The organism is Lewinella sp. (assembly GCF_050633125.1).
GTDB lineage: Bacteria > Bacteroidota > Bacteroidia > Chitinophagales > Saprospiraceae > Lewinella.
Window position 1 is genome coordinate 42292 of record NZ_JBOEFX010000082.1, and the last position, 15321, is coordinate 57612.

General features: G+C 45.9%; 6 protein-coding genes. 4 read left to right on the forward strand and 2 right to left on the reverse strand.

Annotated elements, in window-relative coordinates:
* Positions 1-143: 143 nt before the first annotated feature.
* Entirely contained in the window at positions 144-5237 is a 5094-nt protein-coding gene (locus ACRBG0_RS18285; RefSeq protein WP_431488309.1) for a T9SS type A sorting domain-containing protein, read from the reverse strand.
* Between the two features lie 357 nt (positions 5238-5594).
* Here ACRBG0_RS18285 and ACRBG0_RS18290 point away from each other — a divergent pair, with 357 nt between their 5' ends.
* Entirely contained in the window at positions 5595-5840 is a 246-nt protein-coding gene (locus ACRBG0_RS18290) for a hypothetical protein (protein WP_431488310.1), read from the forward strand.
* Positions 5841-5903: 63 nt separating this feature from the next.
* On the opposite strand, the gene ACRBG0_RS18295 is transcribed toward ACRBG0_RS18290, so the two are convergent.
* A complete protein-coding gene (locus tag ACRBG0_RS18295) occupies positions 5904-7427 on the reverse strand; it encodes a hypothetical protein (RefSeq protein WP_431488311.1) in 1524 nt (507 codons plus the stop codon).
* A 175-nt stretch (positions 7428-7602) separates the two neighbouring features.
* On the opposite strand from ACRBG0_RS18295, the gene ACRBG0_RS18300 reads away from it, so the two are divergent.
* The 3 genes from ACRBG0_RS18300 to ACRBG0_RS18310 all read left to right on the forward strand — a co-directional run bounded on the left by ACRBG0_RS18300 (position 7603) and on the right by ACRBG0_RS18310 (position 15306).
* Positions 7603-8007, forward strand: coding sequence for a LytR/AlgR family response regulator transcription factor (locus ACRBG0_RS18300; protein WP_431488312.1), 405 nt, complete (start codon positions 7603-7605; stop codon positions 8005-8007).
* Between the two features lie 47 nt (positions 8008-8054).
* Complete coding sequence (locus ACRBG0_RS18305) at positions 8055-9170, forward strand: glycosyltransferase family 4 protein (RefSeq protein ID WP_431488313.1); 1116 nt, start codon at positions 8055-8057, stop codon at positions 9168-9170.
* A 259-nt stretch (positions 9171-9429) separates the two neighbouring features.
* The gene (locus ACRBG0_RS18310) at positions 9430-15306 is read left to right on the forward strand and encodes a hypothetical protein (RefSeq protein ID WP_431488314.1); all 5877 of its coding nucleotides are present in this window, start codon (positions 9430-9432) and stop codon (positions 15304-15306) included.
* Positions 15307-15321 lie beyond the last annotated feature (15 nt).

The following is a 15321-nucleotide window of genomic DNA, read 5'->3' on the forward strand; positions in this document are numbered from 1 at the left end:
GGCCTCTGAATTTACCACATACCCTGTACAATGACTTGTGCTGTCAAAAAGAGATATTTACATTCAAGTCTCACGTTTAAAAAACAACCCGGATTTTGCGTTTTGGCAAAATCCGGGTTGATGTTTTTAAGAACTGAAAAGCACTACTGCTTTATCAAGCGTTCGACGTACCGTCTCCCGTTAATCTCGACGTTCAAGAGGTAGAGACCACTTGAGAGAGAGCTGATATCCAATCTTTCCTGTTGATTACCTACCGTAAGATTCAAGGTCGTTTTACTTACCAATTTACCGGTTAAATCAAAAATGCTTATAGCAACTGGCCCTGCTTGTGTCAAAAAGAAGCTTACTTGAACTTCATCTTGAGCAGGAACGGGGAATACCGCCAAGCCGGCGTCCTTAGCCTCTCGCTGTAGTTGAATGATAGGACTATAGGCAAAGCTATTGTCTTGATCAACCATCCGTAAACGGTAGTAGGCATTGGCTAGCGGCTTATCGTCCATATAGCTATACTGCTGGATGGACTGAGAATTTCCCGTTGCGGCTACACTGCCCAAATCTTGCCAGCGAGAATGACCATCTATTGAACGTTCAATGATAAAGTGAGCTGCATTCTGTTCTGTGGCAGTTTCCCAAGAAAGTTTGTTGCCAGCTTCCATGGTTTTTCCTCGGAATGCCATCAACTCTACAGGTAGAAAACCTGCACCGGCACCAGTAGCTCCTGTACCACCTGAGAAAGAAGATATACCATCAAACTGGACATAAGTAACCCCATTCTCTGTACCTGATCCATCTTCGGTTAAGAGTACGACGCTGGATTGGAAATCGGAAGAGGTAATATCTCCTGGAGTAAATGCGGTGCCTTCAGTCTTGAACCAAGAGAAGCCATTGTTAGGGACACTGTTGGCACTGGCGAAGTCTGAAGCTGCTGTTTCTACTGCTGTTTTCTCTGCCGGATCGTAGAAGAATTTAACATTTACCAAGCCGTTCATTGATGAGCCATTCAGGTCAACGTTCCAGTATCGGCCCATGCCATAGGAGGCGGAGGTTGTTCCGTTTTCCGCAGTAATCATACTCTGTATGTTTACGCTAACATCGGCATTGGCTTTAGCAGTGGCATTAGCACCCGTGCTATTGGGATCCCATTCAATGGCAAACATATAATTGCCCAGTGATCCAGGGGCACTGTAGTAAGTCCAACCGTTACTATCGTCGCAAGGATCGTCGAGGTCGTAAGTACCATTGGCGGTTTCTAGGTAAACGGAATTTTCGCCGCATTCAGGGGTAGAATAAGCACAAATGTTAAAAGTACCTGTTTCATTATTGCTGTATTCAAAAACCCTAACTAATAATTCTTCTCCAGGCGTGCGACTTGTTAAAGTTACTAAGGGGAAAAGCCCTGATCCGTCATCATCATCGCATTCAAGGCGAACTAAACTACCACAGCCTCCTGTGTAAACCTGCATTCCCCAGTCCGTTGGTCCGCCTGCGGATTGCATTTCAATCGTTACGTCGCCTGATCCAGGAACCGTAACAATATACCAGTTGTCGATTCCGCTTCCGAAGCTACTACAACTAGGTGTTGGTGTTTCTCCTGATGCCGTAGCACCCACGTTTGTACCTAAAATCTGGTTAGAGCAAGTACCGTCCAAGGTAACGGGGATAACAGTAGCATTGGCACAATCGTTGTTTGCTGGCGGACAGGCTACTGGTGCAGTAAACAGTGCATTGGCACTAGCTGTGCAAGCACCGTTGGCACTAAAACTTGCGGTGACGTTAACATTATTGCCGTCTGCCGTTAGGCCAGTAATTAAAACGGTTTGCGGGCTACTGCCAATAGCCACACTGGCAGAACCGGTTCCTGCCGTTAAGTCCAATGTACCTGAGCCTGGGGCATTATTAAAGGTGACAATAACTTCGTAGTCGTAAGTTGTACCCGTACAGTTCATGACGCCAGTACCTGCATCGGTAATACTGTTAATTAGACAACCACAGGCCGCCGGAGCAGTAAAAACGCCGTTGGTCGTTAACGAGCAGCCTCCGTCGGCACTAAAGACTGCAGTTACGTTTTTGCTCGCACCGTCGGCAGTGAGGCCGGATACGGTTACCGTTTGCGGGCTGCTTGTTATTGCTGCATTAACAGTGATACCGTCAATTGTTACATCCAATGTGCCACTGGCTGGAGCTCCAGAATAGGTAACGATAACGTCTTGTGAGTATTCATTTGTACCACTGTTGCAAGCCGTACTTGTTCCACCATCAGTAATCGCTGAAATACTACACGGTTCATTGATCTCAATACAGAAATCTCCATCAGCATTGCTATAACCACTTACTTGTACGTAGTAGGTAGCTCCATCGGTCAGGCCGGTAGCATTAATGACGGACATCCAGCCGGATCCTATACTTCCGCCATCCTGGTCGCAAGCGACTTGGGCAGTGAGGGTAGATAAATCAGTACAGTCAAAACTACCGCCTTCTCCATATAAAGCAATCTCAGAGTCGTTCAGGTCACCAGGAGCTATATCTGTCGTTATTTCCACATTACCTGACGCAGGTGCAGTGAAAGAAAACCACACGGTTTTTTGTGCACCACCAGAGAAGCAACTACCTGCAGGCTCGTTGGTTTGAGTGGTGGCTGCAACATTGGTGTAAGCATCTCCAGTACAGCCACTATTAATTGTTAATGCAATAGCATTACAAAGGTCATCGTTTGCCGGAGGGCAAGCCGTAGGAGCAGTGAATAGGGAGTTAGCAGTAGTGGTACAAGCACCATCATCACTGAAGGCGGCAGTTACGTTAACACTATTGCCATCTGTTGATAGCCCCGTGATTAAAACGGTTTGCGGACTGCTGCCAATAGCGACGCTGGCAGAGCCAGTACCAGCTGTTAAATCCAGTGTGCCAGTTCCTGGAGGATTAATAAAAGTGACAATCACTTCATAATCGTAGGTTGCTCCAGAACAATTCATGATACCAGTTCCTGCATCAGTGATAGAAAGAACACCACACCCACAGGCAGCAGGGGCGGTAAAAACGCCATTCGTTGTTAAAGAGCATCCACCGTCATCACTGAAAGCAGCAGTTACGTTTTTACTAGCGCCATCAGCAGTAAGACCGGCAACTGTTACCGTTTGTGGGCTACTAGTTATTGCTGTATTAACGGTAACACCGTCAATTGTTACGTCAAGTGTACCCGTGGATGGAGCTGCGGTGTAGGTAACGATCACGTCCTGTGCATATTCGTTGGTGCCACTATTACAAGCCGTACTTGTTCCACCATCGGCAATTAAACTGATAGAACAAGGCTCATAAACACAGAAGTTAAAATCACCAGGGCCATCGTCATTGCTTGAGTCCCATGCTCTGATCCATAGTGTTTCACCAGGTGTACGTCCGCTGACGGTTTGTTCAAAGGATGAGGGGTTGTTACCAGTTGTGCTAGAACAACTTACTTTGGTCAGGTTGGCACAATCAGAACCTTCGTATAGTTCATACCAGAGGTAGGAACAGCAATCAGAAGATGCTCCTGAAATAATGGCATTGCCACTAGCTGGTACTGTGAATTTGAACCAGATATCACCACCGCTAAAACCCGTACAAGTTGCTGCTGGAGGTGCTGGTGAATCACTATTACTATTCGATGCCCCCGTGTTGTTGCCTGTTGTCATACTTCCACAGGAGCTGCTCGCAACAGGAATGTCAATAGCTCCGGTACAAACATCTTCTGCCGGAGGGCAGGCTGTTAATGTAATCGGCCCTAGCGTAATGGCACAGGTAGGGTCATCATCAGGAGTAAGTGTAATCGTTACGGTACTACCATCACTAGGAAGCCCCGTGATGGTGAAGCCAGTGCCCGTACTCGTAATGTCGGACGGATTTGTGCCGCCAGCATTGTTCGTGACCGTGAGGGAACTTGCACTACCCATATCTGTCACATCAAAGGTGACGGAGTTGTCGGTTGGGCAGTTGGGGCTGAGGGCTGCATTGCCAGCAGTAGCAGGGGTGCAGGATAGGCACGTGACAGTGTAGTTGATAGTTGTCTGCCCAGTTGATACACAGGAGTTTGAAATATCGGCTTGTACTCCGAAAGAGATGCTTGAGCCACTAGCTGTAAAGGTTAGTCCAGCAATATTGCCACTACTGCCATAACCATTGTATAGCTCGGTTGTACCGTCAGAATCATATACAATTAGCTCATCGTAGGTGTTTTCAACCGTGCCGGAATTAAATGTGATTTTTAGGGGGCTGGTTCCGTCGCTTGAAGTAAACTCAATGACTTCGAAGTCGGAGTTTGTGTAGCAATAAGTGTCAGTCACACCTCCGCCACCACAATCTACACTAGTCGGACAAGTAGTGGCATTGACCAACCCGTTCTCGGTAATATCACAATCTGAATCGCTATCGTGAATAAGCGTAATGTCGACAGGGATACCATTGGTAAATGGCCCGACATTGGTTGTTCCTGTTCCTGAAATGGTACCCACAGAGCTACCGCCTACCTGTACATCGTAACTGTCAGCGTCGCCCATAGAGGTGACATTGATATCTACCGTAAAGCCAGTAGCACAGTTTTCTACTTCTGTAAATGTAGCGGTAGGGCCAGTACAGGTTGGAGGAACACCATCTATGTAGTTAAAACGAATGTTCGGCTTGTGGTTGTTAGTGGTGTTTGTATTTACACCACAACTAGTTGCTCCATCAACACGGTATCTCCTGGATGCGTTAGTAACTGTTGCCCCTCTAACACTTCCGTATGGACTACTAAAAGGATTCTGCCCATCTGAACAAATTTCAACGACAATGTTATCTGTTCCATTCCAAACAAAATTGTTGTCAAACGAAATCATGTCAAAAGAGCCAGCACTTGTAACTGTTGGATTATAGTCAAAGGCATTTTTTACCGTCGTCATCGTTACGCTGATGTGATTGCTGGCATTTGAAGCAGAAGTATGGCCGATTTTGATTGTATAATCAAGTAAATCACCTCCCCCGTAATCACCATCAATGTCAAACCCTAATCCTGTAATCTCATCATTTATAGTCATAGGAGTACCCCCCGATTCTAGTTCTGCTTTCGTATATACAACTTGATATCGAAATGAATTATAATAACCATCAATTGGGTCGCTGCCAGTAGAGCCAGATGCTGTTGTGCCACTTCCTATTGTTACGGTCTGGCCATTACCAGCGATAAATAGTATCAACAGGAAGTTTAATAAGAGTAAAATTCGCTTCATAAAATTGGTTTTTTCAATAATAGGTGAATAGTTAATTTCCTTACTGGTGTTACGGTAAGGAGTAGCTCTAGCCCGGTAATACAAGGTTGTCGTTAGGAAAGTTACGGATGCTCGGCTCTAGTAAGGAGCACTAGTGTCAGTACAGCAAATTGTTTTTGAGATAAATAAACATAACATAAATATTGAAATTGACAAAATTATATTAGTTATAATTCTGGTGTATTTTGAATTGTAGCAGTTTTCTTTTCAGCAACCTGACTTTTTGCAAAATTAGGTTTGCCAGAATCCGTAAATGGTGGTACTTTCATAAAAGTGAAAAAGACCTATTTTTTATCTCTACAGTAAAACACACTTCTTATGAACCAAAAGAAACTAAACATCAATAAAAAATTGCCAACAGCACTAAACACGGAAGCACTAAAGCAAGTAAAAGGTGGCTACCGCGAAATGCCGGGTACTGTCAGAGGTTCGCTTACTGTGCGTTGGGATGAGATTACCATCCGGATTCGGGATGTTAAGGGCTCTAAAGGGCTGATTGGCAGCGGGCCAAGTGCCACACAACCATCGACCATGGGGAGTGGGCAGCAGGAAATTATGCCTTAGAAAGAAATTGTACTTTAGTTTGTACGTATTATTTTTAGCTTGATTTTATCCGAATTGGATAGATCAAGCTAAACTGTTTTTAGCCCTGATGACTTCAGAAAAAGACGTGCGAGTAGCCTTGCTTTTTAGCCAGCTTTCAAAATCAAAGAAGCGGAGGGTTGCTCGGTCCCGAGCAGTGAGTTGCTGGGCTTCTAGTTTTTTCAGATACTCCTTGAATACTTTTTGCTGTTCCCGGTAAGCAGGGAGTTGATTTGCTTGTTTTAAGCATTGAATAAACAGTTGTTCAAAAGTATTATAGCGCCCTTTCTTTTGGAGGTTACGTTGTGTAGATCGTAATAAAGAGGTGAGCAGAATGGTATTCCCTACTTCAAAATGTACCACCAGATTTAACAGGCGAGCAAGGTGCTGGAGGTCTTGCTGGTCCACACTTCGAGGCAGATTCAACCACTCATTAAGGTAATTCAAAGCCTGGTCATAATCTTCGACACCAAAGTAAATATAGAAGTACTGAAAGTAGAAACTACGGTGTTCAAAGAGAGAGTTGTCTATCTTCTTTACATCCTGTAAATGGCGTTTTAATACTTTGAGGCCTTCCTCAAAACTGCCGGTGTTGATACACAAACCAAAGTAGTTGTTGTAATACTGGCGGTGTATTTTAAGCTGATCATCAATGGTTTGTGGCTTTACTTTGCGAAGTTTTTCCAAAACATCCCTCATTTCTTGGTAAGCCCCCTCGTAGCCGCAACTGGCAGCAAAGTTGCTAAGCGCTGCAATGTACTGTGTGCTGTCTTCTTTTAGTATTGAAGGCTCGCTTTCCATGAACTCAATGAGGGCTTTGCAGGAGGTGTAAAATACTTCCATCTTCCGGAATTGATAATGGAGGATAGAGTGGATACGATAGAAGAGAATTTTAGCCCGAAAGGATAGGCATTGGTCTTCGGAAATCAATAGTGGATGCTTGGCTAATGTTTCTACTTCCTGTTTGCCCTCCTGCGAACGAACCGTATTTTTTTGTACCATTAAATAAAGACGGTAGAACAGTCCTTGATAGATTTTAATATTGGCCATTTTGGCCAGGCAAGCCTGTTCTTCTTCTTGGAGTAGGGCGAGGTTGTTGTCTAAGTAGTCGACATCGACACTGGCGTAAGCCAGCTGTTTTTCCCAATCTAAAACTTCTAATATCACGCTAAATCGCTCGTATTTTAGCGCGATTTTTTTAGTGCGTTTTAACATGTATTTACAATCATCAAAGAGCCAGCGGCGATGCAGAGAACGTATGCCCATCAGCAGGTGCTTGAGCTGGTAATCAACCGATGTTTGTTCATCGTACTGCTGTAGACTTTTCAAGAGCAGGTCGTAGAGGTAGGATTTAAGTTCGGAGTATTTGCGACTTTGTACCGGTGTTTTTCCATAAACCTCTTGCTGTAGTAGCGCCTCGTTAAAGGTTTCTTGGGATTCAATGGCATTGAACAATAACCAATATTTACTACCACTATCAGAGCGATTGACTACTTTGAAGTAGCGCTTTTCGGGGCCTGATAACGATTTGATCAACGCAAATAAGCGCTTGGAGGGTGTTTTGGACATTTTTAGAAAGTCGGTTGAAAGCGGATAACATTGCCTTCAATTTAAGGAATATTGAAGTAAGAACCCAGACAAAGGTGTATTTGTTTAAAAAATAGAAACCTGACTTTTGGTTTGTTTTCGGTTTGTATTGCCCTTGTAATTGGCCTAATATGCAGCAGAATTAATTACTACTATTATGACTGCTATCTCCGGACAACAACCAACACTGACAAAAGCATCACGGGCGTTACCACTAACAATTCGTAACCCCAAAATTGCACTCCCTATTACAGATGGGCTTCGCTTTGAGCCCATCAAAAATATCTGCTATCTTGAAGCTGCAGGTAATTATACCTTCCTTCATTTCAAGGATGGAGAGCGTCTCCTCGTCTGTCGAACCTTACAGGATATGCAAAACAGGCTCGCCGCTCCCTATCAGTTTATAAGGATACACCGTTCCTATCTTATCAATATTGATTATCTAGATCGTTACGTGCGTGGTAAAGGTGGCTATGTAATCCTGGAAGGTGGTGCAAGCCTTGCGGTGTCTTCCACTCGGAGACAGGATTTTCTTACTAGGCTAGAGCGGTATTTTAGGTAAGCTGAAATCAGGCATGGAAAATACCCCCAAACCCCTATCTTCGCGGTATGCGTATTGCCGTAAATACCCGCTTGCTGTTAACTGGTCGCCTGGAAGGCATTGGGCGCTTCACGCATGAAGTAGCCCGTCGCCTTGTTGAGCGACATCCACAACACGATTTTCTATTTTTATTTGATAGACCGTTTGATGACGAATTCGTCTATGCAGATAATGTAAAACCACTAGCATTGCCTCCGCCTGCTCGGCGAGGATGGCTGTGGTATTTATGGTTTGAATGGGCCATTCCTGTGGCATTAAAATGGTATAAAGCCGATGTTTTTCTTAGTATGGACGGCTATTGTTCACTACGTAGCAAGGTGCCTACTGTAATGGTAAGCCATGATATTGCTCATGTCCATTATCCGGAACAGATTCCGGCTTGGGCCCTTCGTTATTATCACAAATACGTGCCGCGTTATCTAAAGCGTGCCGAAAAAGTAGTGACGGTATCTGAGTTTTGCCGACAAGATATCCATCAGCAATACCAGGTTCCGCTAGATAAAATTACCGTTGCTTGTAATGCACCTTCTCCGGCTTTCCAGCCACTTCCTGCTCTGGAAAAGGAAAAAATAAAGCAAGCTTACGCTGAAGGGGAGGATTACTTTTTCTACCTGGGGGCACTTCACCCGCGCAAGAATATTGTACGACTCCTGGAGGCTTTTGCTTTGTTTAAACAAGAAACATCTTCATCATTAAAACTCTTGATTGCAGGGCGATTTGCTTGGCAGACCAGTGGCATTAAAGAAGCCTATGAAAACTCTCCGGTAAAAGAAGACATCCAGTTTTTGGGTTATGTCAGCGACGAAGAGTTGCCGCGCTTGGTGGCCAGTGCCCTTGCGCTGGCGTATGTTTCTCTTTTCGAGGGCTTCGGTGTGCCGCTCTTGGAAGCCATGCAGGCAGAGGTGCCAGTGCTCACCTCCTCTGTGTCATCCCTGCCAGAAGTCGCAGGAGATGCTGCCCTGTTGGTTGACCCCACCGATGTATCGGCCATCGCAGCTGGTATGAAACGTTTGTACGAAAGCGAAGACCTGCGCAATACTTTGATTGAAAAAGGTACGCAAAGAGTACAATCTTACAGCTGGGAAAAGGCCGTCGCGGTGATAGAGTCTGCGCTGCGCTTGTAGTAGTGTTCGCTTCGCTCACGTTTTGTTTTCCTTGTATGAAGGAGATCGCCTTTTTAGCCATCAAAAACCGCGAACGCAGTGAGCACCCCCCGATTCCGATTTATCGGAATCGCACAACCGTGAGTTCCGACACTTCGGAACGAACACCCCTCCCATTTTTACACTTTTTTACACTTTTTGCATTTTCGATAAACCTTTACCGACCCCAGGGCGGGCAAATTTGTAGTGCTTTTCATCCTGAACAAAAATACAAAGCACCATGCCCTTACGCAGTTATTCCCTTTTTCTTGGGCTATTTCTCTTTTTGGCGATCCGTGGTTTTGGCCAGTCGGTCAACGTGAGCCTCACCATTAGTCCTCCGTACCCTGTTTATTTGGAGGATTTGTTGGAGTTTCGTAGCCAAACGTTGGTTACGCTTACCAACACCTCGGCGACTACTGTGCAGGTTAAGCTATTAACAAGTATTGAAGAAGCTGGTGGAGAAATCAGCTTAGAAGTCAAAAACAGCTACCTTCCAGCTAGCCCGATTACACTGATGCCTTTTCAGACTTTAAGTCTAAACGGGGCACAACTTCGTAACCTCAATCAGGGCATCAATGAAAATGATGTCCAATACCAAGGTTTTGATCGCGAGCAGCTCATCCAAAGTGGCGCACTCCCCGAAGGCGTTTATACCATTTGCCTGCGCGCTATGACTTATGAAGTCAATGGCACGGCTTTATCCAATGAATTCCAAGGGTGTACCAACCTTTTTATTACCCATTATGATCCCCCGATACTCCTTCAGCCCCAAAACGAAGCAGCGGTCAACCCACAGCAACCCCAGTTTTTGATCTTCAACTGGACACCTAGCGGGCTGCCACTGTATACCCGCTATCGTCTGGAATTGATAGACATGACGATGAACAATATTCCCAATCCTAATGATGCGTTTGAGTATCCGGGTATTGGCGTTTATTTTCAAAGAGACAATATTCTCTCCCCGAACTTGGTCTATGATGCGGGTTTACCACCACTCATTGATGGACGAACTTACGCCGTGAGGGTTACAGCTTACGATCCTTCTCAGACGATTCAGTATCGCAATCAGGGCCATAGCCCTGTCTCTGTTTTTCATTACGAAGCAGAAGATGGCGGACTTGATAACAATGTGCCCGACGATGATGAAGAAATAGTAATCGTTAATCCACAACCCGATCCCAATCAAAATTATCAGGCACCGTGCTCGCCGGTAAATTGTAGCCCAGGGCTTCCTAATGGCCCAGCGGTCAGTGGTGGTTTTGGCGTTGGTTCTACCCTCAGCCTTGGTTATTTTAATATGGAGCTAACGGAAGTAGCCTGGGGTGGAAACAATATTACCGGTAAAGGGAAGATAGAAGTTCCGATGTTCAATACCTGGGTCAATGTTGACTTTGATAACCTTCAGGTCAATGCACAAGGGCAGGTTATCAATGGCCAGGCATTTGCCATCACCGATCCAGGAGCTACGATTACCGAAGCCATGCGCAATACCAGCGGCCAGCTGGCAGGAATCACCGCATCACAAGTAGAGCAAGTAAAGAATTACGTAGAACAAGGTCAGCGTTATACCGAGCTACTCAACCCTGACGGTGCAGCGAATCTCCCCTTCGCGCTCAAAACCGATGTGCAAGACTTGACCCAGTTGCTCAATATCACGGGCATGAGTTTTGGTCCTGATGGCGCCTTGCTCAACGCCTTCCTACCCATAGAAATCCCCGAAGCGATCAACGAAATCTTAGCTTTTGGAAGCAAGGGCATTTGTTTTCACCCAACGGGACTTTCCGCAGAAGGCTTGCAGGAATTGACCATGTTGGGCACAGAAGTCGCGCTTCCATTTGGGCCAAATATTGATTTGGTTGTAAAACCAGGGCAAGGCGAACAAACCACCCGCGTCAAGTGGGACTGCCAAGGTTATGAATCCCTTCAAGTCGCCGGAGCGTTTGTCTTTAATGGCAATATGCTCACTCCGGTGGAAGGCAATGACCCTGTAGCTGCCGATTTCTTCTTTCTGGCAAGTGTTTGGGGCGATTTTATTGGAGAACTGAGCATGCCCGCTTTTTATGTAAAAGGCCTCAAGGGTTTGGAAGTCAGCGAAGGCCAAGTGATGGTGGATTACTCGGATATTCGTGCAATCGACGGCATCCAGTACCCGACAGGTTATCAGGGCAACCAAAGCGAAATATGGAAAGGCTTTTACTTTCCGCAGTTAGCGCTTCAGCTTCCGACTTACTTGCGTAAAAAGAACAATGATCGAATAACGATCAATGCCGAGGATCTGCTTATTGATAAATTAGGCGTAAGTGGTGAGATATCCGCTGCACCTTTGCTAGCACTCAATCAGGGAAACCTTGGCGGGTGGCAATTTTCGATTGATCAATTTCAATTAACCCTCGTCAATAACAGCTTGCAGGAGAGTATCTTCGATGGTGAAGTACGCTTGCCTATTAGCGATGCGGGAATTGGTTACAGCTGCTCACTCAGCCAGACAGACCAGGATGTAGGGATGGAATTTACGATCAATCCCCTCGATGATATTTCTGTAGATATGTGGGCGGCTAACCTGACATTGCTGCCTGGCTCCACGCTGTCGGTCACTGTGGAAGGCCAAGAGGTGCTGACAGCTGCGGATATGAGTGGTTCGCTAACTTTGGCAGGGGGCTTACCTGATCAGGAGGGCATGACGCTCGATTTTCCAGACATGGCCTTTGAGCATCTCGTTGTCCGAAACAAAGCACCTTACCTGAGTTGTGAGCTGTTCAGTCTGGCCAGCCCGCAAAAGTCCTTGAATGGTTTTGAAGTAAGCATAAATCCCGAAAATGAAGGAGAAGGCGTGGCGCTGGTCATCGGTGATAGTAAAGCCAGCTTGCAGTTGGGTTTTAGTGTAAAACTCCATAATGCGACCAAATCCATTGAAGGCCTCACGCAGCTGAGCATTTCTGGCTCACTGGTAGAAGAAGGCAACGTCCAAAGCTGGCAGTACGACGGCAGTCAACTGGAAAAAATCGTTGTTGATGCGGACCTCGGGTTCATGGATATGTACGGAGAAGTCAACTTTTACAATGGTAGTGACCCTACTTTTGGTAGAGGCTTTCGTGGCGATTTTTCAGCGACTGTTCAGCCTAGTGTGAGCATTGAAACCTTCACAGTACAGTTTGGCAAAGTAGATGGTTACCGCTACTGGTTTGTGGATGCCAAAGCCATTATTCAACCAGGGATAGTAGTGGCACCAGGTTTTGCCATCTATGGTTTTGGAGGCGGAGCTTATTACCACATGAAAGCGACTGGATTTCCATCCGCTGAGAACATGAAAGGCAAGCCGGGAACTGCCACTGCTGCAGGTCTCAATGAAGTAGGCGCAACCTCTTCCGGCGTCACCTACCTACCTGATGAAAATACGCTCTTTGGGTTGAAAGCTTCTGTGGTCATCGGTATTTCACCAGACCCCACGCCTTTCAATGCTGATATAGAGTTTAGTATGCAAATCAATAGCAATGGTGGTCTCGATTTTATCCGCTTGACGGGCGATGGCTATTTCATGACCGACATTATGGAGCGCGACGACCCCAAAGTCTTAGCGACCGTAGACATGATGTACACCCACCCGGATAAGACATTTGAAGGCACTTTTGGGGTTGACTTTATGTACGGATCGGAAGAAAACCCTGTGCTTGTAGGAGAGGGAAGTATTTATACGAAATTCGCCCCCGGGGTTTGGAAAATTCTGGCAGGTACGCCTAGTGATCGTATGAACATGAAGATTTTCTCTGCTTACGAAGTAGGCACCTACATTATGATGGGAAACCAGATTCCTCCTCCACCTGATTTGCCACCTGGTTTCCAAAACAAAGAAGGACTAGAAAATTTCTCCTTGGTGCGTAACCTTAGCGGAGATAAAGTATACGAAGGGCTGGCTTTTGGCCAACAAATCAACTTTGCTGCTAATGATCTGAAGTTCTTGATCTTCTATGCGGATATGGATTTGACAGTGGGCTACGATGTGGCTTTACTTAAAAATGCGATCAGCTGTGAAGGTATGAATGAGGTAGGTTTCAATGATTACTATGCCATTGGCAAAGCCTATGCAGGTTTTGATTTTACTTGCGGCATTGATATTGATACCTGGTTTTTGGAAACAAAAATAGAAGTGTTCTCCGCTTATCTCTATGCTGCAGTTGAAGTTGGCTTGCCCAACCCTACCTGGGTGAAAGGTGCTGCAACGGGTGCCTACAGTGTACTAAACGGCAAACTGGAAGGTAATTTCAACTTCAAGTTTGAGGCTGGGCAAATTTGTACACCTTCTTCGGGAGGCGCTTTCGAGGGATTGGAAATTATTGCGGATATGGCCCCTAAAGGCAGCGGCGAAGATGTGTTTGTTACCCCTCAGGTAGCTTTCAATTTACCTATTGGTAAAAACATATTGCTGCAGGAAGATCCTGAAGACCCCAACAGTACACACCATGAGTTTCGGTTTTCCCTTGATAATGTGAAGTTGGAGCGAGTTGCCAAATGGCAAAATGACCAATGGGTAAACCTGAATCAAGCGGAAACGGTAGCAGGGAATTTCTTCCTGAAGCAAACCCAACTCGCCCAGTTTCGCCCAGATGAGGCGCTGAAAGGTTATAGTAAATACCGCCTTACGGCAAAAGTATGGGGCGAGCACCGCAAGTTTAGCATAGCAGAAACGCCTTGGAAAACCATTACGGTAGCTGAAAATGATCCTGCTACGGCTTACGAAATCAAAACCCAGGAATTTACGACTGGCGCCCGCCCTCAGGTATTGACGAACAGTAATATTCTTGATACTTACCCTCGTCGCCACCAGCGGTATTTCTACAAAGACGATGGAGCCAATGGAGTGATCCGCTTTAAGAGTTGGCCGAGTTATCTTTTCGCGACCCAGCCGAGTGACCCCGAGAACTACCAGTACCGCTTCGTCGTTCGCTTCCACCAGATTAAGAATGGCGCAACCGTGATAGGAGAGGTTCCTTTGCAGCTTGACCCTTCCAAGAAGCAGGTCACTTTTGAGATGCCAAGCCTTGAGCACGAGACCATTTACATGGTGCAATTGCTAGCATTGTTGGAAAAGAAACCTGGTGCATGGTTGGCCAACAACGAGTCTGCTTTGACTACCGAAACTCAGACCACCGACTTTGGGCAAGGCAATACTGCAAACGTACAATACACTCGAATCAATAGTTCGTCAATTGGTGAAAACGAACACGAACTGTATGCCCTTTACTTCCGGACTAGTAAATACTCGCATATCCTTACCAAATGGAACAATTATACCAACCAGGCTACTCAGGTCACTGCGGGTAATGGAAGCTTGAAACGAAGAATAACAGCTACCTATACCGGCGATGAAGCCTGGGATTTTTATGACCTAAATCCAAGTGCTAATGCCTACGGCGCTGTACCACCATTACTTGGTATTTGTCTTACCGCGATAAATATGGGTAATGAGATCAATAATAATGGGCACGGGGTTCGCTGGCCGATTCACCACTATTACAAAACGCCACTGCAAGAGCTGATGGCCACGAATTTAGGGAGTTCGATTACAGCCTCTCCTTACACTCGTAATGTGCCTGGTGCCGGAGAGTATCCGCTAAATAGTAGCTGGCTGCACGGCAAGCCTATCTCAAATGGCATGGACTTGTACGCTATCGGCATCCGCTACACCGGCAATGGCCAAGACAATAAATTGACCAATAACGAAATCGTAAGCGCCTATAACCAAGGCGGCGGTGGCGTGAATATTCAAAACCTCCAAGTCAATAATGGCGGAGGCGGTGGAAATCTTTTGAATATGAATACGCTACAACTGGCAATACCGGTAGTGCACAAAATGAACATCCTCTACGATCACGCTCACCACAGCTTTTATGCCAAAGAGCAATTGAAACAGATGATAACCCAAGGCGGCCTTACGCCCAACTGGGGCGATGCTGGACAGTATACTCCTTGGAAGTTTTTTGTAGACCATGGCTTCAATCAGCAGTTTATCCCCAAGGTCGGGCAAGAGAAATTGTATTACCGGATCATTCGCAGTTTGCCAGCAGGTGTGCAGCACAAGAGTGGCTTACAGAGCAAAGAAACCTACATCACTTACTGATCGGTGTTAAGCTAG

What these genes read in the sequence shown, in the direction of transcription:
- ACRBG0_RS18285 (WP_431488309.1), bottom strand. Translation starts at nt 5,237, where the DNA reads ATGAAGCGAATTTTACTCTTATTAAACTTCCTGTTGATACTATTTATC.
- ACRBG0_RS18290 (WP_431488310.1), top strand. Translation starts at nt 5,595, where the DNA reads ATGAACCAAAAGAAACTAAACATCAATAAAAAATTGCCAACAGCACTA.
- ACRBG0_RS18295 (WP_431488311.1), bottom strand. Translation starts at nt 7,427, where the DNA reads ATGTCCAAAACACCCTCCAAGCGCTTATTTGCGTTGATCAAATCGTTA.
- ACRBG0_RS18300 (WP_431488312.1), top strand. Translation starts at nt 7,603, where the DNA reads ATGACTGCTATCTCCGGACAACAACCAACACTGACAAAAGCATCACGG.
- ACRBG0_RS18305 (WP_431488313.1), top strand. Translation starts at nt 8,055, where the DNA reads ATGCGTATTGCCGTAAATACCCGCTTGCTGTTAACTGGTCGCCTGGAA.
- ACRBG0_RS18310 (WP_431488314.1), top strand. Translation starts at nt 9,430, where the DNA reads ATGCCCTTACGCAGTTATTCCCTTTTTCTTGGGCTATTTCTCTTTTTG.